A 20,731-nucleotide genomic window follows, 5' to 3' on the forward strand; every position below is an offset into this window, starting at 1 on the left:
TATTATTTTGTTTGGCATAAATGCTGCATTGCGGTAAAGTCTTTATCTTTGAAATTTACAGGAGCGCTCCCATGACGACGGCAGCCGAGATCAAGCATCTCCAGGACAAGGGTTTGTATTCAGCAGCGCAAGAGCACGATGCTTGCGGGGTTGGTTTTGTGGCCCACATCAAGGGCGTCAAGTCGCACGACATCGTCAAAAACGCGCTCAAGATTCTTGAGAACCTCGACCACCGGGGCGCGGTGGGCGCCGACAAACTCATGGGCGACGGTGCCGGTATTCTGATTCAGCTGCCCGATGCGCTCTACCGTGAAGAAATGGCTGCGCAGGGCGTGACCCTGCCGCCTCCCGGTGAGTACGGCGTGGGCATGGTGTTTTTGCCCAAGGAACACGCCAGCCGCCAGGCTTGCGAGCAGGAGCTGGAGCGTGCGGTGCAGGCCGAAGGCCAGGTGCTGTTGGGCTGGCGCGATGTGCCAGTGGATCGTGACATGCCGATGTCGCCCAATGTGCGCAAAAAAGAACCCATCCTGCGCCAGATCTTCATCGGTCGGGGCAATGACGTGATCGTGCAGGACGCGCTTGAGCGCAAGCTTTATGTGATCCGCAAATGCGCCAGCAAACACATCATGGCACTCAAGCTCAAGCACAGCAAAGAGTATTACGTGCCCAGCATGTCGAGCCGCACGGTTATTTACAAGGGTCTGCTGCTGGCCGACCAGGTCGGCACCTATTACCTTGACCTCAAAGACCCGCGTTGCGTGTCTGCGCTGGGGCTGGTACACCAGCGTTTTTCCACCAACACCTTCCCCGAGTGGCCGCTGGCCCATCCCTACCGTTATGTGGCGCACAACGGCGAGATCAACACCGTCAAGGGCAACTACAACTGGATGAAGGCGCGCGAAGGCGTGATGAGCTCGCCGGTGCTGGGCGCCGACCTGCAAAAGCTCTACCCCATCAGTTTTCCCACCCAGTCCGACACCGCCACCTTCGACAACTGCCTGGAATTGCTGACCATGGCCGGTTACCCGATCAGCCAGGCGGTGATGATGATGATCCCGGAACCCTGGGAAAACCACACCAGCATGGACGAGCGCCGCCGCGCTTTTTATGAATACCACGCCGCCATGCTCGAGCCCTGGGACGGTCCGGCCAGCATTGTTTTCACCGATGGCCGCCAGATTGGCGCCACGCTGGACCGCAATGGCTTGCGTCCGTCGCGTTACTGCATCACCGACGACGACCTGGTGGTGATGGCTTCCGAGTCCGGTGTACTGCCTTTCCCCGAAAGCAAGATTGTGCGCAAGTGGCGTCTGCAGCCTGGCAAGATGTTCATGATCGACCTGGAGCAGGGCCGCATGGTGGATGACGACGAGCTCAAGGCCACGCTGGCCAACGGCAAGCCTTACAAGCAGTGGATCGAGAACCTGCGCATTCGTCTGGACGACGTGCAGGGTGGTGGCGAACCCGCCAGCGCGTCCGAGTCCGAGAGCACCTTGCTCGACCGCCAGCAAGCCTTTGGCTTCACCCAGGAAGACCTCAAGTTTTTGATCGCCCCGATGGCGGCCAATGGCGAAGAAGCGATTGGTTCCATGGGCAACGACAGCCCGCTGGCGGTGCTGAGCGACAAGAACAAGCCGCTGTACAACTACTTCAAGCAGTTGTTCGCCCAGGTGACCAACCCGCCGATCGACCCGATTCGCGAAGCCATCGTGATGAGCCTGGTGTCCTTCGTTGGTCCCAAACCCAACCTGCTCGACATCAACCAGGTCAATCCGCCGATGCGCCTGGAGGTGAGCCAGCCGGTGCTCAACTTTGCCGACATGGCCAAGCTGCGCGACATTGCCAAACACACCCATGGCAAGTTCCACAGCTACACCATCGACATCACCTACCCCTTGAGCTGGGGCCGTGAAGGGGTCGAGGCCAAGCTGGCCTCGCTGTGCGCCGAGGCAGTCGATGCCATCAAGAACGGCAACAACATCCTGATCATCAGCGACCGTGGCATGAGCGCGACCCAGGTCGCCATTCCCGCCTTGCTGGCGTTGTCGGCCATTCACCAGCACCTGGTGCGCGAGGGCTTGCGCACCACGGCCGGCCTGGTGGTTGAAACCGGCACTGCGCGCGAAGTGCACCACTTTGGTGTGCTCGCGGGTTACGGCGCCGAGGCCATCCACCCCTACCTCGCCATGGAAACCCTGGCCAGCATCTGCAAGGACCTGCCCGGCGATTTGAGCGCCGACAAGGCCATTTACAACTACGTCAAGGCGGTCGGCAAGGGCCTGTCCAAGATCATGTCCAAGATGGGCGTGTCGACCTACATGAGTTACTGCGGCGCGCAGTTGTTCGAGGCCATTGGCCTGTCCACCGACACCATCGACAAATACTTCACTGGTACCCCCAGCCGTGTCGAGGGCATTGGCGTGTTCCAGATTGCCGAAGAAGCCATTCGCATGCACAAGGCCGCTTATGGCGCCGATCCGGTGCTGGCCAACCGCCTGGACGCCGGCGGTGAGTACGCCTGGCGCGCCCGTGGTGAAGAGCACATGTGGACGCCTGATGCGATCGCCAAGCTGCAGCACAGCACACGCGCCAACAACTGGAACACCTACAAGGAATACGCGCAGCTCATCAATGACCAGAGCAAGCGCCACATGACGCTGCGCGGCCTGTTCGAGTTCAAGATTGATCCCGCCCGGGCGATCCCGCTGGACGAGGTCGAGCCCGCCAAGGAGATCGTCAAGCGCTTTGCCACCGGCGCCATGTCGCTCGGTTCGATCTCCACCGAAGCCCATGCCACGCTGGCCATTGCCATGAACCGCATCGGCGGCAAGAGCAACACCGGCGAGGGCGGTGAAGACCCCTTGCGCTACCGCAACGAGCTCAAAGGCATCCCGATCAAGCAGGGCCAGACCATGTCGGACCTGTTGGGCAAAGACCTGTTCGAGGTCGATTACCCTTTGCAGGATGGTGACTCCATGCGTTCGCGCATCAAGCAGGTGGCCTCGGGCCGCTTTGGCGTCACGGCCGAATACCTGGGCAGCGCCGACCAGATCCAGATCAAGATGGCGCAAGGCGCCAAGCCGGGCGAGGGCGGTCAGCTGCCCGGCGCCAAGGTGTCCGAGTACATTGGCCGCTTGCGCCACTCGGTGCCCGGTGTCGGTTTGATCTCGCCGCCGCCGCACCACGACATTTATTCCATCGAAGACCTGGCACAGCTGATTCACGATCTGAAAAATGTCGCCCCTAAGGCCGGCATCAGCGTCAAGCTGGTGAGCGAAATTGGCGTTGGCACCATTGCCGCCGGCGTGGCCAAGTGCAAGGCCGACCATGTGGTGATTGCCGGCCATGACGGCGGCACCGGCGCTTCGCCCTGGTCGTCCATCAAACACGCCGGCAGCCCGTGGGAAATCGGCCTGGCTGAAACCCAGCAAACGCTGGTGCTCAACCGCCTGCGCAGCCGCATCCGGGTGCAGGCCGACGGCCAGATGAAAACCGGCCGCGACGTCGCCATCGGCGCGTTGCTGGGCGCTGACGAGTTTGGCTTTGCCACCGCGCCGCTGGTGGTGGAAGGCTGCATCATGATGCGCAAGTGCCACCTCAACACCTGCCCGGTGGGTGTGGCCACCCAGGACCCGCTGTTGCGCGCCAAGTTCTCCGGCAAGCCTGAGCATGTGGTGAACTATTTCTTCTTCATTGCCGAAGAAGTGCGCCAGATCATGGCGCAGCTGGGTATCCGCAAATTTGACGACATGATTGGCCGCTCTGACTTGCTCGACACGCGCCCCGGCCTGGACCACTGGAAAGCCAGCGGCCTGGACTTCAGCCGCCTGTTTGCCCAGCCCAATGTGCCCGCCGATGTGCCGCGCTTCCAGTTCGAGGAGCAGGACCACGGCCTCGACAAGGCGCTCGACAACGTGCTCATAGCCAAGAGCCGTGCTGCCATTGACAAGGGTGAGCGTGTGCAATTCATCGAGGTGGCGCGAAATGTGAACCGCTCGGTGGGCGCCATGCTCTCGGGCGCGGTCACCCAGGTGCACCCCGAAGGCCTGCCTGATGACACCATCCGCATTCAGTTGGAGGGCACCGGCGGCCAGTCCTTTGGTGCCTTCCTGGCACGCGGCATCACGCTTTACATGATTGGCGACGCCAACGACTACACCGGCAAGGGCCTCAGCGGCGGCCGCGTGGTGGTGCGCCCCAGTATCGATTTCCGTGGTGACGCGGTCAAAAACACCATTGTTGGCAACACCGTGATGTTCGGTGCCACCAGCGGCGAAGCCTTCTTCAGCGGCGTTGCCGGTGAGCGTTTTGCCGTGCGTCTGTCAGGGGCCCGCGCTGTGGTGGAAGGCACGGGCGACCATGGCTGCGAGTACATGACGGGCGGCACCGTGGCGGTGCTGGGCGTGACCGGGCGCAACTTTGCCGCCGGCATGAGCGGCGGCATTGCTTATGTGTATGACGAAGACGGCAAGTTTGCCAAACGCTGCAACACAGCCATGGTGAAGCTGGAGAAAGTGCTGACCACGGCCGAACAGCAAGAAGCGCTGGACGCCAGCCTGTGGCATCGCGGCTTGAGCGACGAAGAGCAGCTCAAGCAGATGCTGGCCGACCACAACCGCTGGACCGGCAGCCGCCGGGCCCGCGAACTGCTCGACAACTGGGAGACGTCGCGGCTCAAGTTTGTCAAGGTATTCCCCATCGAGTACAAGCGGGCACTGGGCGAGCTGCATGCCAAAAAAGGGGCTCAAGCCAAGGTGGATCGGGCGCAAGCCGCGAGTCAAAAAGAAGTCAAAGCGGTCGCGGCCAAGTAACGCGACACGGACCATCGATCAAGGAAAAATATCATGGGAAAAGTTACCGGTTTCATGGAATACGAGCGTCTCGAAGAGGGCTACAAGCCTGTCCCCGAGCGCCTGAAAAATTACAAGGAATTTGTCATCGGCTTGAACGACGAGGCCGCAATCAAGCAGGCCGCGCGCTGCATGGACTGCGGCACGCCGTTCTGCAACAGCGGTTGCCCGGTCAACAACATCATTCCGGACTTCAATGACCTGGTGTACCAGGGGGACTGGAAAGAAGCCATTGAGGTGCTGCACAGCACCAACAACTTCCCCGAGTTCACCGGGCGCATCTGTCCGGCACCGTGCGAAGCGGCCTGCACGCTGAACGTGAATGACGACGCCGTCGGCATCAAGTCGATCGAACACGCCATCATCGACCGCGCATGGGAGCACGGTTGGGTCACGCCCCAGCCCGCCAAGATCAAGACCGGCAAAAAAGTGGCTGTGGTCGGATCAGGGCCGGCCGGCATGGCGGCGGCGCAGCAGCTGGCGCGCGTCGGCCACGACGTGACCCTGTTCGAGAAAAATGACCGTGTCGGTGGCTTGCTGCGTTACGGCATCCCCGACTTCAAGATGGAAAAAACGCACATTGACCGCCGGGTCGAGCAGCTCAAGGCGGAAGGTGTGACGATTCGCACGAGCGTGCTGGTCGGTGATCTGCCCAAGGGGTCCAAAGTGACCAACTGGGCCAAGGAAACCATTTCACCCGCCCAGTTGCAGACCGACTTTGACGCCGTGTTGCTGACCGGCGGCTCCGAGCAGTCGCGTGACCTGCCCGTGCCCGGGCGTGACCTGGACGGCATTTATTTCGCAATGGAATTCCTGCCGCAACAAAACAAGGTCAATGCGGGCGACAAGCTCAAGAACCAGTTGCGCGCCGACGGCAAGCACGTCATCGTGATTGGCGGAGGCGACACGGGTTCCGACTGCGTGGGCACCAGCAACCGCCATGGTGCGGTCAGCGTGACCCAGTTCGAGGTCATGCCCCAGCCCCCCGAAGAAGAAAATCGGCCGCTGACCTGGCCCTACTGGCCCATGAAGCTGCGCACCAGCTCCAGCCACGACGAAGGCTGCGTGCGCGAGTTCGCCATTTCCACCAAGGAATTCATCGGTGAAAAAGGCAAACTGACCGGACTGAAAACCGTGCACATCGAGCTCAAGGACGGCAAGATGGTGGAAATCCCCGGTTCTGAGAAAACCTACAAGGCCGACCTGGTGTTGCTGGCCATGGGTTTTGTCAACCCGGTGGCCACGGTGCTCGACGCCTTTGGGATTGACAAAGACAACCGCGGCAATGCCCGTGCCAGCACCGACTTCACCGGCGGCTATGCCACCAATGTGGCCAAGGTGTTTGCTGCCGGTGACATGCGCCGCGGCCAGAGCCTGGTGGTGTGGGCCATCCGTGAGGGCCGCCAGGCCGCCCGTTCGATCGATGAATTCCTGATGGGTTACAGCGATCTGCCACGTTGATCCGGAGGTCAAAAGGGTGGCTGGAGTGCGAGCCTAGGTGTATTCCCTTATGATGGAAGCGCCGGGAATGCCCGGCCTTTCTATTTATTTATGGCTTTATTTTCCTCAGACGCGCTGGTCGAACTACGCAATCTCACCTTCGGGTACGGAGAGCGGGTGATCCTGGACAAGGTTTCCCTGTCGATTCCACGCGGCAAGGTGACGGCGCTCATGGGCGCCTCGGGCGGCGGCAAAACCACTTTGTTGCGCCTGATGAGTGGGCAAAACCGGGCCCAATCAGGCCAGGCGCTGTTTGACGGGCAGGACGTGACGCCCATGAACCAGGCCCAGATTTACGCCGTGCGCCGCCGCATGGGCATGCTGTTCCAGTTCGGCGCCCTGTTTGCTGACCTGTCGGTGTTTGACAACGTTGCATTTTCGCTGCGCGAGCACACCAATTTGCCTGAGCCGCTGATTCGGGACATCGTGCTGATGAAGCTCAACGCCGTGGGCCTGCGCGGTGCCTTTGACTTGATGCCGAGTGATTTGTCGGGCGGCATGGCGCGGCGCATTGCGTTGGCGCGTGCCATTGCGCTTGATCCTGAATTGGTGATGTATGACGAGCCTTTTTCTGGTCTCGACCCCATTTCTCTCGGGACCGCGGCGCGTTTGATTCGTCAGCTCAACGACTCGATGGGGCTGACCAGCGTCTTTGTCTCGCATGAGCTGGAGCAAACCTTCACCATTGCGGACCACGTGATCATCCTGGCCAACGGCAAGGTGGCCATGGAGGGAACGCCCGAGCAGGTGCGCCAGAGTGCTGATCCGCTGGTCTACCAGTACGTCAATGCCTTGTCTGACGGGCCGGTGCGTTTTCATTACCCTGGCCCGTCGGTGGCCGAAGATTTTGGTGTGGAGGCTTGCGCATGAGTTGGTACAAACCTGCTGATATTGGTCTGGCCGCGCGTAGTCAGTTGGCCGACCTGGGCTTGGGCGCCCGCCTTTTTGTACGGCTGCTGTCCACGTTTTTCGGGAGCTTCAGGCGCTTTGGCCTGATTCGTGACCAGATTCATTTTTTGGGCAATTACTCGCTGGCCATCATTGCGGTGTCGGGCCTGTTTGTCGGCTTTGTCTTTGGTTTGCAGGGCTACTACACCTTGCAACGCTACGGTTCTTCTGAAGCGCTGGGTCTGCTGGTGGCGCTCAGCCTGGTGCGCGAACTTGGTCCAGTGGTCACCGCGCTGCTGTTTGCCGGGCGCGCCGGCACCTCGCTCACCGCCGAGATTGGCCTGATGAAGGCGGGCGAACAGATCAGCGTGATGGAAATGATGGCGGTCGATCCGGTGCAACGCGTCCTGGCGCCGCGTTTCTGGGCTGGTGTCATTGCCATGCCCTTGTTGGCGGCGGTGTTCAGTGCCATGGGCATCATTGGCGGCTGGGTGGTGGGCGTGCTCATGATCGGGGTTGACACCGGTTCCTTCTGGAGCCAGATCCAGGGCGGTGTGGATGTCTGGAAGGACGTGGGCAACGGCATCATCAAAAGCATTGTGTTTGGCTTCACCGTGACCTTCATTGCGCTGCTGCAGGGTTTTGAGGCGCAAGCCACGCCCGAAGGTGTGGCCAGCGCCACCACGCGCACCGTGGTGGTGGCGTCGCTTTCTGTGCTGGGGCTGGATTTCATTCTGACGGCCATGATGTTTACGATTTAAAGAGAATAAGTTTTATGCAACGTTCAAAAAATGATGTCTGGGTGGGCCTTTTCGTGCTCATTGGTGCGGTCGCCATTTTGTTTCTGGCGCTCCAGTCGGCCAATCTGCTGAGCTTGAGTTTCCAGAAAACCTACCAGGTCAAGGCCAAATTCGACAACGTGGGTGGCGTCAAGCCCAAGGCGGCAGTGCGCAGCGCCGGGGTCGTGGTCGGGCGGGTGGAAAACATCGCCTTTGATGACAAATCCTTTCAGGCGGTGGTCACACTTGCGCTGGAAAGCCAGTATGTGTTCCCCAAGGACAGTTCACTCAAAATCCTCACCAGCGGTTTGCTTGGTGAACAATACTTGGGCATCGAGCCCGGGGCCGACGACAACAACCTGGTAGCAGGGGATACCATCTCCAGCACCCAGTCTGCGGTTGTGCTGGAAAATCTTATCAGTCAGTTTTTATTCAGTAAAGCCGCGGAACCAGCGGCAGGCAATGACGGTCAGGGAAAATAATGAGATATTTTTGCAATCAATCCGGTGGCACGATGAGGCGCAGTTCATGGGCCCTCCTCGTGTTGGCCATCTTTATGCTGAGCGGCTGTGCTTCGGGCCCCAATGCCAATTCGCGTGACCCGCTGGAGCCCTTCAATCGGAGCATGTACCGGTTCAATGACACGGTTGATCGGGCTGTCGTGAAGCCGGTGGCCACGGCCTACCGCGACGTGCTGCCGTCACCAGTGCGTACCGGCGTGACCAATTTTTTTGCCAACCTGCAGGATGCCTGGTCTTTTGTGAACAACGGCCTTCAGCTCAAGGGTGAAGCGGCGGGCAACAGCCTGATGCGTTTCAGTGTCAACACCTTCCTGGGTTTGGGCGGCCTGCTCGACATTGCTTCCGAAATGCAGATCGAGCGTCACAGCGAAGATTTTGGCCAGACACTGGGTCATTGGGGGGTGGGTGCCGGCCCCTATCTGGTGTTGCCGCTGCTCGGGCCTTCCACGCTGCGTGACACCGCGGCCTTGCCGGTGGATGCCCAGGGCAATCTGGTCTCGGGCGTGAGTGACGTGTCCACACGCAATTCGCTCACGGCGCTGGGTTTGTTGAATCGGCGTGCCCGCTTGCTCGAAGCCACCAGCATCCTCGATCAGGTGGCGCTGGATCCCTACACATTTACCCGTGACGCTTTTTTGCAAGGGCGTCAAAATGATGTTTACGACGGCTATCCGCCGGATGATGCCGAGCCTGTTGATTCGGTCAATGGCGATTCAGCCAAGTAATTTTTTTGGAATCAGTGACTATGAAAAAACGTTTATTCAACCAATGGCTGCTGGCGCTCACTGCCAGCCTGTCCCTGCTGGTGGCGCTGCCCGTGCAGGCCGCCGACGAAGCCCCCGATGCGCTCATCAACCGGCTGACCAAGGAGGCGCTTGACACTATCCAGGCCGACAAGGCGGTACAGGCTGGTGACGTGTCGCGCATCATCGCCTTGGTCGATGAGAAAGTCATGCCGCACCTGAACTTCCAGCGCATGACCGCCTCTGCCGTGGGTCCCGCCTGGCGCCAGGCCAGCCCCGAGCAACGCAAGCGCCTGGAGGCTGAATTCAAGACCCTGCTGGTGCGCACCTATGCCGGTGCCATGAGCCAGGCCAAGAACCTGAGTTTCAATGTCAAGCCCCTGCGCGCTGCAGCCGACGACAAGGAGGTCATTGTGCGCACCCTGATCACCGGCCGCGGGGACCCTGTGCAATTGGACTACCGGCTCGAAAAAACACCGGGTGTGGGCGCAGGCTGGAAAATTTACAACCTCAATGTGCTTGGCGTTTGGCTGGTGGACACCTACCGCAGCCAGTTCGCGCAGGAAATCAACGCCAAGGGGCTTGACGGTCTGATCGCCACTCTGAGCGAGCGCAACAAGTCCAACGCGGCGGCCAACGCGAAGCCGGCCAAAGGTTGACATGCTGGTATTGCCCGAAGCGATCACGCAGGCCAACACGGTGGCTTGTCTGGCGGCTTTGACCAAAGAGCTGGCCCAAGAGGGTGCGTCTGACGTGGTGGTCGATGCGGCGCGCTTGACCCGCTTTGACTCGGCGGCTTTGGCCCTGTTGCTGGAACTGCGCCGCCAGGCGCTCAAAATGGGCAAGACCTTTGCCCTCCGTGACGTGTCGCAGCGCCTCCAGGATCTGGCTGATTTGTACGGCATCGCAGAGCTCTTGCCCTCGAAGGCTTGATGGCCTCGCTAAAATAGCGGCCCCATGCCCGCCATCTCATTCCAGTCTGTCTCCAAAAGCTTTCCTTCCCCACGCGGCCCCCAGGCCGGCACCTTTCTCGCGCTTGACAATGTGAGTCTGGACGTTGAGGAGGGCGAGTTTTTTGGCCTGCTCGGTCCCAATGGGGCCGGCAAGACCACGCTGATCACTATTCTGGCCGGTCTGGCCAAGGCCAGTTCCGGGCGTGTCAGCGTCATGGGACACGACGTGCAGACCGACTTTGCCGCAGCCCGCCGTGCCTTGGGCGTGGTGCCGCAAGAGTTGGTGTTCGACCCTTTTTTCAACGTGCGCGAAGCGCTGCTGTTCCAGTCGGGTTATTTCGGTGTGAAAGGCAACGCCGCCTGGGTTGATGAATTGCTTGACAACCTCGGGCTCGCCGACAAGGCCAAGGTCAACATGCGGGCACTCTCGGGCGGCATGAAACGCAGGGTGCTGGTGGCGCTGGCGCTGGTGCACAAGCCGCCCGTCATCGTGCTGGACGAGCCCACCGCCGGGGTCGACGTGGAGTTGCGTCAGACGCTCTGGCACTTTATTGCCAAGCTCAACAAACAGGGGCACACCGTTTTGTTGACCACCCATTACCTCGAAGAAGCCGAAGCCCTGTGCAACCGCATTGCCATGCTGAAAACCGGCAAGGTGGTGGCGCTGGACAGCACCAGCGCGCTGCTCAGCGCGGCATCCGGCAACGTGTTGCGCTGCACGGTGGATGGCGAGCTGCCGCCCAAGCTGGCCGGCCTGGCACGTGTCACCGGGCGGGTGGTGCAATTGCCTGCCAAAGATGCCGCTGCTGTCGAGCAGCACTTGGCACAAATCCGCCAGGCGGGCCTGCAGGTGCAAGACATCGAGATTCGTCGCCCCGACCTCGAAGACGTCTTTTTAAAAGTGATGCAACAACATCCCGGACGCGACGACAGGAGCCCCGCATGATCGGCTGGCAAATGCTTCTTTACAAAGAGGTGCTGCGCTTCTGGCGGGTGGCTGCGCAAACCATCACCGGCCCGATCCTGACCGCATTGCTTTACCTGCTGGTCTTTGGTCAGGCGCTGGAGTCGCACGTCAAGGTCTACGACAACGTCAGCTACACCGCCTTCCTGATCCCGGGCCTGGCCATGATGAGCCTGCTGCAAAATGCCTTTGCCAACAGTTCGTCGTCGCTGGTCGCCAGCAAGGTCATGGGCAACCTGGTGTTTTTGCTGCTGACGCCCCTGTCTGCCTGGCACTGGTTTGTGGCCTATGTCGGCGCGGCCGTGGTGCGCGGCCTGGTGGTGAGTCTGGGCGTGCTCGCTGTGTCCTTGTTGTTTGCCGTACCCCCTCTGGCGCAGCCGCTCTGGGCGCTGTTGTTTGCGGTGCTGGGCGCGGCCCTGATGGGCTCGCTGGGCGTGGTGGCGGGCTTGTGGTCGGAAAAATTTGACCAGATGGCCGCTTTCCAGAACTTTGTGGTGATGCCCATGACCTTTCTGAGTGGTGTTTTTTACTCTATCCACTCCCTGCCGCCTTTCTGGCAGACCGTGAGCCATTTCAACCCGTTCTTCTACATGATCGACGGCTTCCGTTATGGCTTCTTTGGCGTCAGCGATGTCTCCCCCTGGGTCAGTCTGGGCGTGGTGGGCGCAGCCACAGCAGGCGTGGGGGTGTGGGCGCTGCTGCTGCTGCGCATGGGCTACAAAATCCGCTCGTAATGACGACAGTTTCAAGAAAGTAAACCAATGACTGCTGACCAAATCAAACAACTCATTGCCGCCAGCCTGGCGTGTGACTACCTCACGCTTGAGGGCGATGGCCGCCACTGGTATGCGGTCGTGGTGTCACCTGAGTTCGATGGCAAACGCGCCATTGCACGCCATCAGCGGGTCTATGCCTGCCTGGGTGACAAGATGAAAACCGACGAAGTTCATGCCTTGTCGATCAAAGCCTTCACGCCCGCCGAATGGGCGGCACAACCGGTCTGATCCATGGATAAATTACTCATTCGCGGTGGCCGTCAGCTTAACGGTACGGTCACCGTCTCGGGTGCAAAAAATGCCGCTTTGCCCGAGCTCTGCGCCACCCTGCTGACGCCCGAGCCAGTCAAGCTGCTGAACGTGCCGCGTCTGCAGGATGTGGCGACCATGCGCAAGTTGCTCGGCCACATGGGGGTGCAGACCCAGACCCACGGTGAGCGCGGCGGCATGAGCTTTTCTGCTGCCGGGCCCATCACTCCGGAAGCCCCGTACGAGCTGGTCAAGACCATGCGCGCCTCGGTGCTGGTGCTGGGGCCCTTGCTGGCCCGTTTTGGCCACGCCCGCGTGTCGCTGCCCGGGGGCTGCGCCATCGGCTCACGCCCGGTCGACCAGCACATCAAGGGCCTGACCGCCATGGGTGCCGAGATTGCCGTCGAGCATGGTTACATGGTGGCCAAGCTGGCTGCTGGGCGCACGCGCCTCAAGGGCGCGCGCATTGCCACCGACATGGTCACCGTCACCGGTACCGAGAACTTCATGATGGCCGCCGTGCTGGCCGAGGGCGAGACCATTCTGGAAAACGCCGCCCAGGAACCCGAGATTCCTGACCTCGCCGAGATGCTGATCCAGATGGGCGCCCGCATTGAAGGCCATGGCACGAGCCGCATTGTCATCCAAGGGGTGGATGCCCTGCATGGTTGTACGCATCGGGTGGTGGCCGACCGCATCGAAGCCGGTACCTTTTTGTGTGCCGTGGCCGCTGCCGGTGGCGACGTGGTGGTGCAGCATGCCCGCATCGAGCACCTGGAAGCCGTGGTGGAAAAATTGCGTGACGCCGGGGTCACCGTGACCAAGGTGCCCGATGGCATCCGGGTGCAGTCGGGCGGTGCGGCTCAGCTCAAGGCGCAGCATTTCCGCACCACCGAATACCCTGGCTTTCCGACCGACATGCAGGCCCAGTTCATGGCGCTCAACACCGTGGCCAAGGGCTCGTCGCTGGTGACCGAAACCATTTTCGAGAACCGCTTCATGCACGTCAACGAGTTGGTGCGTCTGGGCGCCAACATCCAGATCGACGGCAAAGTGGCCATGGTGGAAGGCGTGCGCGTCTTGTCCGGCGCCACCGTGATGGCCACCGACATGCGCGCATCGGCCAGCCTGGTGATTGCCGGCCTGGTGGCCGAAGGCGAAACCCTGGTGGACCGCATCTACCACCTTGACCGGGGTTACGACCAGATGGAAACCAAGCTGCGCGGCCTGGGCGCCGACATCGAAAGAGTCAAGTCATGATCACGCTGGCCCTGTCCAAAGGACGCATTTTTGAAGAAACCCTGCCGCTGCTCAAAGCCGCCGGCATCGAGGTGCTGGAAGACCCGGAGAAATCGCGCAAACTGATCCTCACCACCAACCAGCCCGATGTGCGCGTGCTGGTGGTGCGCGCCACCGACGTGCCCACCTATGTCCAGTACGGCGGCGCCGACCTTGGCATCACGGGCAAGGACACGCTGCTCGAGCATGGCAGTGAGGGCCTGTACCAGCCGCTCGACCTGCAAATTGCCAAGTGCCGCATCAGCGTGGCGGTGCGCTCGGATTTTGACTATAAGAGTGCGGTCAAAAAAGGCTCGCGCCTGACCGTGGCCACCAAATACGTCGCGATTTCGCGCGACTTTTTTGCCACCAAGGGCGTGCACGTGGACTTGATCAAGCTCTACGGCAGCATGGAGCTGGCACCGCTGGTGGGCATGGCCGATGCCATCGTCGACCTGGTCTCGACCGGCAACACCCTCAAGGCCAACCACCTGGTTGAGGTCGAACACATCATGGACATCAGTTCGCGCCTGGTGGTCAACCAGGCCGCCCTCAAGCTCAAGCAGGCTCCCATTCGCCGCATCATTGATGCGTTCGCCTCCGCCCTCGGCAAATAAATCTGCAATGAACGTCATGTCACCCCTCGCCACGCCCGTCCGCCTGTCAACCGCCAGCAGCACCTTTGAGGCTGAGTTCAAGGCGCGCCTGCACTGGTCGGCAGAAACCGATGCCGGCATCGAGCAGCGGGTGGCGGACATCCTGCGTGATGTGCAGGTGCGTGGCGATGCCGCCGTGCTGGACTACACCGCGCGTTTTGACGGCCTGCAGGTTGACAGCATGGCCGAACTGGAACTGACCCAGGCCGAGCTCAAGGTCGCTTTTGATGGCTTGCCCGTGGTGCAGCGCGAAGCCTTGCAAGCCGCCGCAGCGCGCGTGCGCAGTTACCACGAAGCCCAGCGCAAGGCCAGCGGCGAGAGCTGGAGCTACCGCGATTCCGATGGCACCCTGCTGGGCCAAAAAGTCACGCCGCTGGACCGGGTCGGCATTTACGTGCCCGGTGGCAAGGCCGCCTACCCGAGCAGCGTGCTGATGAACGCCATTCCGGCGCACGTGGCGGGTGTGGCCGAGATCATCATGGTGGTGCCCACGCCCAAGGGTGAAAAGAATGCCCTGGTACTGGCCGCCGCCTATGTGGCCGGTGTCAGCCGCGCCTTCACCATCGGTGGCGCCCAGGCGGTGGCTGCGCTGGCTTACGGCACGGCCACCATTCCCAAGGTCGACAAAATCACCGGCCCGGGCAATGCCTATGTGGCCGCCGCCAAGCGCCGCGTGTTTGGCACGGTGGGCATCGACATGATCGCTGGCCCCAGCGAGATCCTGGTACTGGCTGACGGCTCCACGCCGGCGGACTGGGTGGCCATGGATCTTTTTTCACAGGCCGAGCACGACGAACTGGCGCAAAGCATCTTGCTGTGTCCCGACGCGGACTACCTTGAGCAGGTGCAGATGAGCATCAATCGTTTGCTGCCCGAGATGCCCCGACAGCAGATCATTGCCAAGTCGCTCACCGACCGCGGCGCCTTGATTTTGACGCGCAGCATGGAAGAAGCCTGCGACATCAGCAACCGGATTGCGCCGGAGCACCTGGAAGTGTCCAGCCGCGACCCGCACCGCTGGGAGCCTTTGCTCAAACATGCCGGTGCCATTTTCCTGGGCGCCTACACCAGCGAGTCGCTGGGCGACTACTGCGCCGGCCCCAACCACGTGCTGCCCACCAGCGGCACCGCGCGCTTTTCATCGCCGCTGGGGGTCTATGACTTTCAGAAGCGCAGCAGCCTGATCGAAGTCAGCGAAGCCGGTGCCCAGACCCTGGGCCAGATTGCGTCGGTGCTGGCGCGTGGTGAAGGTTTGCAGGCGCATGCGCGGGCGGCGGAGATGCGGCTGCGCTGAGACTGCCAGGTTTCTTTGATTGCGTATCAGGGTGGCAGGGGACGGGTTGAACTGGAGCGAGGAAGAAAAAACTCCGGGGCTTGGCATCGTCAGGCATGTCAGGAGCGCAGCATGGCAAGTGGAAGCAAAGAAAAGCATGCAAGACTGCACCAAAACGCCAGGGGCGCGCCCGTACACTGTGCGGTGTTTTGACCCACAGCAGTACACCCATGCCAGAATCCAGCATCACGCGCATCAACCCCCAAGCCCAATGGTCCGACGCCGTGGTGCACGGCCACACCGCCTTTTTTGTGGAAGTGCCCGACACCGGCACCGACATTGAAAGCCAGACCCGCGCCCTGCTGGCACAGGCCGAAGTTACGCTGATCAAAGTGGGGTCGGACAAAGCCCGCCTGCTCATGGCCACCATTTACCTCAAGCACATGGCGGATCGTGCCGCCTTCAACGCCTTGTGGGCCGAATGGCTGCCCCAAGGCTGCGCCCCGGCCCGCGTGTGCGTCAGCGCCGAAATGGCCAGCCCCGACTACCTGCTGGAGATCGCGTTCACCGCGGCCTCGCCGCTGTAACAGAAAACTGCTGTGGTGGGCGAGCCCCTGCAAGGTCAGGTCCGCAGCGTAAAGGGTCGTTCGCCATGGTCAGCTTCCGGGTAAGCCAAGTATCTCAGGGACTCAACAGTCACGTAGTCATCACGAGTTGGTACCAAAACGCTGGCGCAACAGGCGTGCCAAAGTGTCTGCATGCAATCAGGTCAATCGCAGGCAAACCAACTTTGCAGCCCATTGTCTGAAGGCATTCTTTCCCTTGCTCGGATTCCACAATGACACGCATGTGTTCAAACCACTGTGCGATGTCCTCAGGCAGCCGAATAGGAGCCTCCGAAGCCCCTGATGAAAAATGAGCTGCATGAAAGTACAGGTGCTCGTGTATTTGCTTGTCTGGGTGCCACAACTGCGCACACGTCTCTGGGTAGTCCTGAACCAGCCCTTGTCTCAATACGCCATACGACTCCCCCTGTCCCAATACAGCACACAACCCAGCCAGAACCGCAATCATCCAAGAGGTCTTCATCAACTTGTCGGCTGTTTGACCAGAATGCCAGCCACCAATGTCCGATAAATCGTCGATGGAATCGCTGTCAATCGGAACATACCGTTTGGCTTTGAAGGAGTAATCGATGTTGCGAATGAGCGTCTGGAGCCAGCGTTTGGCGATGTCCGAGCGTCCCGTCAGCACCAGCAACAACATGCCAAGAACGATGTCTTGACTGTGCCTATCAAAACATGGCGAGTTGCAAATGCCGTTGCTGGAAATCAGTGATGCAAGCGCAGCGGCCACGGTATCTGCATTCTCGTGCTGTGCTACTCGATCTGCATCATCGCCAGCAACTGACAGTACATGGGTCAACCCGATGGATGCCAGCATGCCGATTTGCTCAAACGCTACTAGCGACAGCTCCGCACTGTCGGACGCATACCCCAGCAGTCCATCCTCAACGTAACAATGCGCTTGTAGCTTTTCGAAATAGTGCCTTCCAACGGTCAGATACCCTTGCCAAACTGACCCAAGTGCTTGGGTCATGTCGTTATCTGAGTCCCACCCTTCAAATGCGCGCACTCTGTGCCATGACCACAACAAGGCTCGTTCTATAGCACGCAATCCTTGGCGACCATCGCCGTCCCCAAGTGCCCATGAGGCAAATGCATGGGCGGCAAAATTGACCACTCGCAAAGCCTTCAGCAAATCCTTCTTTGACATTGAGGCGCCGTCAGGCACACCTTCAGAATTCAACCCAAGGGTTCGCAGCATCATCCGGTGCAGGTCTCTTTGGTCGTATTCGACATCGGCAGCCAAGGCCAATGCACGCCGCAAGTTTCGTCGGTCTTCGTCATGGAAGACATGTTCATCCAGCAGGTGGCGCTCAATCAAAGTGGACAGCGTGTCAAGCCCCCAAAACTCAATCAATGCCTGGTCTTTATGATCATTTACAAAACCGCTCCAACTTGCCTGAATAGTTTGTTTCAGTTCGCCATTGGTGACCACGGCGATACGGACAGGCTTGCCAATGTCTTCGGCCTCCACATGAGATTTGAGATACACATCAAAAACCTCGTTCAAGCTGGGTCTGATGGCTTGATCACTTCTCTCCCACTCCGTGCGCCCGATGTCCTTTTGTTTGATGACCAGCAAAAGCAGTTCAGCTTGCCCGGTATCTGGGTTGATGCCACGGGTTGCAATATCGACACCAAACTGCCGATTGCCGGTTTGTGGGCGGGCAATTGGCACGTAGCCCATTTCGACCAGTAAATCGGGCAGCAGTCTGTCCAGTTCATTGCGCTCTTTGAGTGTGCGCAGGTACTCGGCAATGACAAGGGCCAGTCTCATTCGTCTTCTCGCTTTGCAATACGGTAGAGGAGTCCAGCAATGGCGTAACCCACTGGGTCTGTGAGCGCACGTTTGGGCATGCTGATCGAATGTGAAAAACTTTGCAAATGCTGCGTAGGCCCGACTTTGTTGTCTGAAACTGAGAACCAACCTCGACCGGCTTTCATTGGGATCACTGTAGAAATTAAGCGAACGATGGACTTTTCATTGGCCGCTTCCATCACCTCTTCCATTTCCCGTGCCCGATTCAATTCAATGGCTCTGCGAAGTCTCATGGGTGGACGAAGTTCATGCAATCTGGGCAGGTCATCCATGGCGGTACTTCGCCTGAGAAGGACGGCATGTATCTGACCCAGTAACTCCTTTTCAGGGGAATTGGCCATTTTTTGCCGTACTTTCAAAGCCTCCATCGTGCCATGCGCGTAGTCCTTGCCAACCTCGTCTGTCAGCAGTGAGTACACCCAATCAAAACTACGGTCGGGGGCGTTGTTTGTTTCCAGCAAAGAAAACGTCAGTGACAACAGTGTTTCCTCTGATATCACATAGCCAAGCAGCCGACGAGCCAGAAACCTGAAGTCTTGCGCGGTGAATGTGTTGAGAACTTCTGGCGAAAAGGTTGGCGACTTCATTCCACGGATGTGCAAGTAGCTGATGAGCCCGCCGAAGGCCACGGCAAGTTGCTTCTCGGGCGCAACTAGCCAGCGCGTGATGACAGCCTGGAAGCCCGACTGGTCATTGGCAATTTGCATGATGGTCTGGTCAAACATCTCAATCAAGGCTTTGTCATTCAAGCTTGAGCCGCCATGCTGGATGACCCATTGGCTCACGCAATCCAGCACCAACGGTCGATATTCGGGTGTTGCATAGAGCTGATGCAGAACCCAATCAAAGTTATCAATTGCGTTTTTCTGCAATGGCGAAAGCCTGACCAGTGATTGCAGCAAGGGTTTGAAATGGGGGGAGGACACTGGGAAATCCTGCTGATTCATGAACAAGAAATCAGCGATCACTGCAAGGGTGTTGTCGTCATGCTCCGATGCCAGCCGAACGAGTTCTGACATCAACCGTTCGTCCTTCAACGACGCCTGCGCCACTGCACGAATCGCTGACTGTTGAATCTCGGCGGACGTCCCGCTGGTTTTGTTGATCAGGACTGCAACGCAGTCGTCCAAATCAAATTCGTTCAATTTGTGAGCCTGTATCGCCCTGCCCAGGGTCCACAGCGCAGCCCCCGCGATAAGCGGATCAATGTCCTCGGCATCCTGTCTGGCTTTTTCCAGCGCAAGAGATTGCTGGTCGGTATGCATTAGTGCTTGCAAGGCTGTGCTGTACAAGCTCTGCATGGATTCCGACATATTCGTTCTGGTGATGTGCCAGATTTCCCAAGCGATCTGCGATTCTGACTGTAAGCGGCGCTCGACAGCATTGAAGATCACCCCTCCAGCCATGTCACGCTTTGTGGACTCATGCTGAGCATCAATAACTGCCACGATGTCCTCTGCGCAGATGTTTGGCAAGTGCGGCAGTGCTTTTTCCAGCAGATGAAGTATGTCAAAGACACGCCGACTTTTATCGCCAATGGCCTTTGCAGCTCCTAAAAGCACACTAATGTTCTGACCGGCCAAACCCAACAAGCGACCGGATGCCGAATCAGAGTGTCCAATTTCGTTTCGCCACAGTCCGTATGCGGCATCAAACAACGCATCGGTACCGCTCAAGGGCATCACTTGCTGAAAAGTTGCCAATGCAGCGCAGCGATTGCGGGCTTCTAGGTTGACGAATTCGATTTCATCTTCAACACAATGCCAAAGCGGATTACCTTCGACTGTGGCCAATTCTGAGGTGCTGAATGGGCTGAAGGTCAGACTCGTATTTTTTTGTTGGTGAAGAGCTAGGGCTGCATCCAAAACGGCTTGTGGAATAGCTTGGATTGCTGTTGACGCTGTCATTTTCAGAACTCCCTGATCACCGATAACAATCGACCGACTGAGATCAAGTATGACATCAGTTGGAGTTGTCAATACGCCGCCCCACAACCGAACTGCCTCAAAATTGAGAAGCTGGTTTGAAAAATTAGCAACACATTGCCAACGGACGGGCTGCAGATGCCTACGACCGCTTTGAAGAAGGCAAATCTTAATTGTCTACTTTGGCTTAGGGTCTTTTGCAGCATTTGGTCTGTTTTGCCATCGGCTGCGCTGATCTCAGTCAAGCGCTTGGTTGTCAAACCTTACGCACTTTTCAGCATGCCCTTCTGCTCAATGAAGGTCACCACCTGCGCCAGACCCTCCAGCGTTTTCAGGTTCGTCATGACGAAGGGCTTGAGCCCCTTGGGCGTGCTGCGCATGCGTGTCGTGTCGGCGTGCATCACGTCCAGGTTGGCGCCCACGTAAGGGGCCAAGTCGGTTTTGTTGATGACAAACAAATCGCTCTTGGTGATGCCAGGCCCGCCCTTGCGCGGGATTTTTTCGCCAGCCGCCACGTCGATCACATAGATCGTCAGGTCGGACAGCTCGGGGCTGAAGGTGGCCGCCAGGTTGTCGCCGCCGCTCTCGATGAAGACGATGTCGGCATCCGGAAAATCCACCAGCATGCGGTCAATGGCTTCCAGGTTGATTGACGCGTCTTCACGGATCGCGGTGTGCGGGCAACCGCCGGTTTCCACGCCCATGATGCGCTCGGCGGGCAGGGCGCCGCTGACCGTCAGCAGGCGCTGGTCTTCCTTGGTGTAGATGTCGTTGGTGATGGCCACCAAGTCGTACTGCTCGCGCATGGCCTTGCACAGCATTTCCAGCAGCGTGGTTTTGCCAGAGCCCACCGGCCCGCCGATGCCGACGCGCAAGGGGGGCAGGTGTTTGGTGCGGTTCTTGATGTGATGTAGCAGGGTCATGGTGTGGC

General features: G+C 59.4%; 18 protein-coding genes. 15 read left to right on the forward strand and 3 right to left on the reverse strand.

What is annotated here, in order from left to right:
- Nucleotides 1-71 precede the first annotated feature (71 nt).
- The 15 genes from Q7U49_RS11745 to Q7U49_RS11815 all read left to right on the forward strand — a co-directional run bounded on the left by Q7U49_RS11745 (nucleotide 72) and on the right by Q7U49_RS11815 (nucleotide 16,017).
- Complete coding sequence (locus Q7U49_RS11745) at nucleotides 72-4,811, forward strand: glutamate synthase-related protein (RefSeq protein ID WP_304764452.1); 4,740 nt, start codon at nucleotides 72-74, stop codon at nucleotides 4,809-4,811.
- 33 nt (nucleotides 4,812-4,844) lie between these two features.
- Entirely contained in the window at nucleotides 4,845-6,311 is a 1,467-nt protein-coding gene (locus Q7U49_RS11750) for a glutamate synthase subunit beta (RefSeq protein ID WP_304764453.1), read from the forward strand.
- A 90-nt stretch (nucleotides 6,312-6,401) separates the two neighbouring features.
- Nucleotides 6,402-7,220 carry an ABC transporter ATP-binding protein gene (locus Q7U49_RS11755; protein WP_304764454.1) on the forward strand — a complete coding sequence of 273 codons (819 nt, stop codon included), beginning with the start codon at nucleotides 6,402-6,404 and terminating at the stop codon, nucleotides 7,218-7,220.
- Nucleotides 7,217-7,999, forward strand: coding sequence for a lipid asymmetry maintenance ABC transporter permease subunit MlaE (mlaE, locus tag Q7U49_RS11760; RefSeq protein ID WP_304764455.1), 783 nt, complete (start codon nucleotides 7,217-7,219; stop codon nucleotides 7,997-7,999). The genes Q7U49_RS11755 and mlaE overlap by 4 nt, the downstream gene beginning before the upstream one ends.
- A 14-nt stretch (nucleotides 8,000-8,013) precedes the next feature.
- A complete protein-coding gene (gene mlaD / locus Q7U49_RS11765; RefSeq protein WP_304764456.1) occupies nucleotides 8,014-8,499 on the forward strand; it encodes an outer membrane lipid asymmetry maintenance protein MlaD in 486 nt (161 codons plus the stop codon).
- A 32-nt stretch (nucleotides 8,500-8,531) separates the two neighbouring features.
- The gene (locus tag Q7U49_RS11770; protein ID WP_304764457.1) at nucleotides 8,532-9,263 is read left to right on the forward strand and encodes a VacJ family lipoprotein; all 732 of its coding nucleotides are present in this window, start codon (nucleotides 8,532-8,534) and stop codon (nucleotides 9,261-9,263) included.
- 20 nt (nucleotides 9,264-9,283) lie between these two features.
- Entirely contained in the window at nucleotides 9,284-9,940 is a 657-nt protein-coding gene (locus Q7U49_RS11775; RefSeq protein ID WP_304764458.1) for a phospholipid-binding protein MlaC, read from the forward strand.
- A 1-nt stretch (nucleotide 9,941) separates the two neighbouring features.
- On the forward strand, nucleotides 9,942-10,214 hold the full coding sequence (locus Q7U49_RS11780; protein WP_304764459.1) for a lipid asymmetry maintenance protein MlaB: 273 nt from the start codon (nucleotides 9,942-9,944) through the stop codon (nucleotides 10,212-10,214).
- 24 nt (nucleotides 10,215-10,238) lie between these two features.
- Nucleotides 10,239-11,180: an ABC transporter ATP-binding protein gene (locus Q7U49_RS11785; protein ID WP_304764460.1), complete on the forward strand. Its 942-nt coding sequence runs from the start codon at nucleotides 10,239-10,241 to the stop codon at nucleotides 11,178-11,180.
- Nucleotides 11,177-11,932, forward strand: a complete 756-nt coding sequence (locus Q7U49_RS11790; protein ID WP_304764461.1) for an ABC transporter permease — start codon at nucleotides 11,177-11,179, stop codon at nucleotides 11,930-11,932. Before Q7U49_RS11785 ends, Q7U49_RS11790 begins: the two co-directional genes overlap by 4 nt.
- A gap of 27 nt (nucleotides 11,933-11,959) precedes the next feature.
- Entirely contained in the window at nucleotides 11,960-12,202 is a 243-nt protein-coding gene (locus Q7U49_RS11795) for a BolA family protein (protein ID WP_304764462.1), read from the forward strand.
- Between the two features lie 3 nt (nucleotides 12,203-12,205).
- Entirely contained in the window at nucleotides 12,206-13,483 is a 1,278-nt protein-coding gene (gene murA, locus Q7U49_RS11800) for a UDP-N-acetylglucosamine 1-carboxyvinyltransferase (RefSeq protein ID WP_304764463.1), read from the forward strand.
- Nucleotides 13,480-14,118, forward strand: a complete 639-nt coding sequence (gene hisG / locus Q7U49_RS11805) for an ATP phosphoribosyltransferase (RefSeq protein WP_304764464.1) — start codon at nucleotides 13,480-13,482, stop codon at nucleotides 14,116-14,118. The genes murA and hisG overlap by 4 nt, the downstream gene beginning before the upstream one ends.
- Before the next feature lie 16 nt (nucleotides 14,119-14,134).
- Nucleotides 14,135-15,451: a histidinol dehydrogenase gene (hisD, locus tag Q7U49_RS11810; protein ID WP_304764465.1), complete on the forward strand. Its 1,317-nt coding sequence runs from the start codon at nucleotides 14,135-14,137 to the stop codon at nucleotides 15,449-15,451.
- Between the two features lie 209 nt (nucleotides 15,452-15,660).
- Entirely contained in the window at nucleotides 15,661-16,017 is a 357-nt protein-coding gene (locus tag Q7U49_RS11815; protein WP_304764466.1) for a RidA family protein, read from the forward strand.
- A gap of 109 nt (nucleotides 16,018-16,126) precedes the next feature.
- Here Q7U49_RS11815 and Q7U49_RS11820 read toward each other — a convergent pair whose 3' ends face one another.
- The 3 genes from Q7U49_RS11820 to ureG form a co-directional block, all read right to left on the reverse strand.
- Entirely contained in the window at nucleotides 16,127-17,833 is a 1,707-nt protein-coding gene (locus Q7U49_RS11820; protein WP_304764467.1) for a hypothetical protein, read from the reverse strand.
- Nucleotides 17,830-19,782: a hypothetical protein gene (locus tag Q7U49_RS11825; protein WP_304764468.1), complete on the reverse strand. Its 1,953-nt coding sequence runs from the start codon at nucleotides 19,780-19,782 to the stop codon at nucleotides 17,830-17,832. Before Q7U49_RS11825 ends, Q7U49_RS11820 begins: the two co-directional genes overlap by 4 nt.
- A gap of 281 nt (nucleotides 19,783-20,063) precedes the next feature.
- Nucleotides 20,064-20,723, reverse strand: a complete 660-nt coding sequence (gene ureG / locus Q7U49_RS11830) for an urease accessory protein UreG (protein WP_304764469.1) — start codon at nucleotides 20,721-20,723, stop codon at nucleotides 20,064-20,066.
- Between the last annotated feature and the right edge of the window lie 8 nt (nucleotides 20,724-20,731).

The organism is Rhodoferax sp., assembly GCF_030653815.1.
Classification (GTDB): Bacteria; Pseudomonadota; Gammaproteobacteria; order Burkholderiales; family Burkholderiaceae_C; genus Rhodoferax.

What these genes read in the sequence shown, in the direction of transcription:
- Q7U49_RS11745 (WP_304764452.1), top strand. Translation starts at nt 72, where the DNA reads ATGACGACGGCAGCCGAGATCAAGCATCTCCAGGACAAGGGTTTGTAT.
- Q7U49_RS11750 (WP_304764453.1), top strand. Translation starts at nt 4,845, where the DNA reads ATGGGAAAAGTTACCGGTTTCATGGAATACGAGCGTCTCGAAGAGGGC.
- Q7U49_RS11755 (WP_304764454.1), top strand. Translation starts at nt 6,402, where the DNA reads ATGGCTTTATTTTCCTCAGACGCGCTGGTCGAACTACGCAATCTCACC.
- mlaE (WP_304764455.1), top strand. Translation starts at nt 7,217, where the DNA reads ATGAGTTGGTACAAACCTGCTGATATTGGTCTGGCCGCGCGTAGTCAG.
- mlaD (WP_304764456.1), top strand. Translation starts at nt 8,014, where the DNA reads ATGCAACGTTCAAAAAATGATGTCTGGGTGGGCCTTTTCGTGCTCATT.
- Q7U49_RS11770 (WP_304764457.1), top strand. Translation starts at nt 8,532, where the DNA reads ATGAGGCGCAGTTCATGGGCCCTCCTCGTGTTGGCCATCTTTATGCTG.
- Q7U49_RS11775 (WP_304764458.1), top strand. Translation starts at nt 9,284, where the DNA reads ATGAAAAAACGTTTATTCAACCAATGGCTGCTGGCGCTCACTGCCAGC.
- Q7U49_RS11780 (WP_304764459.1), top strand. Translation starts at nt 9,942, where the DNA reads ATGCTGGTATTGCCCGAAGCGATCACGCAGGCCAACACGGTGGCTTGT.
- Q7U49_RS11785 (WP_304764460.1), top strand. Translation starts at nt 10,239, where the DNA reads ATGCCCGCCATCTCATTCCAGTCTGTCTCCAAAAGCTTTCCTTCCCCA.
- Q7U49_RS11790 (WP_304764461.1), top strand. Translation starts at nt 11,177, where the DNA reads ATGATCGGCTGGCAAATGCTTCTTTACAAAGAGGTGCTGCGCTTCTGG.
- Q7U49_RS11795 (WP_304764462.1), top strand. Translation starts at nt 11,960, where the DNA reads ATGACTGCTGACCAAATCAAACAACTCATTGCCGCCAGCCTGGCGTGT.
- murA (WP_304764463.1), top strand. Translation starts at nt 12,206, where the DNA reads ATGGATAAATTACTCATTCGCGGTGGCCGTCAGCTTAACGGTACGGTC.
- hisG (WP_304764464.1), top strand. Translation starts at nt 13,480, where the DNA reads ATGATCACGCTGGCCCTGTCCAAAGGACGCATTTTTGAAGAAACCCTG.
- hisD (WP_304764465.1), top strand. Translation starts at nt 14,135, where the DNA reads ATGTCACCCCTCGCCACGCCCGTCCGCCTGTCAACCGCCAGCAGCACC.
- Q7U49_RS11815 (WP_304764466.1), top strand. Translation starts at nt 15,661, where the DNA reads ATGCCAGAATCCAGCATCACGCGCATCAACCCCCAAGCCCAATGGTCC.
- Q7U49_RS11820 (WP_304764467.1), bottom strand. Translation starts at nt 17,833, where the DNA reads ATGAGACTGGCCCTTGTCATTGCCGAGTACCTGCGCACACTCAAAGAG.
- Q7U49_RS11825 (WP_304764468.1), bottom strand. Translation starts at nt 19,782, where the DNA reads ATGACAGCGTCAACAGCAATCCAAGCTATTCCACAAGCCGTTTTGGAT.
- ureG (WP_304764469.1), bottom strand. Translation starts at nt 20,723, where the DNA reads ATGACCCTGCTACATCACATCAAGAACCGCACCAAACACCTGCCCCCC.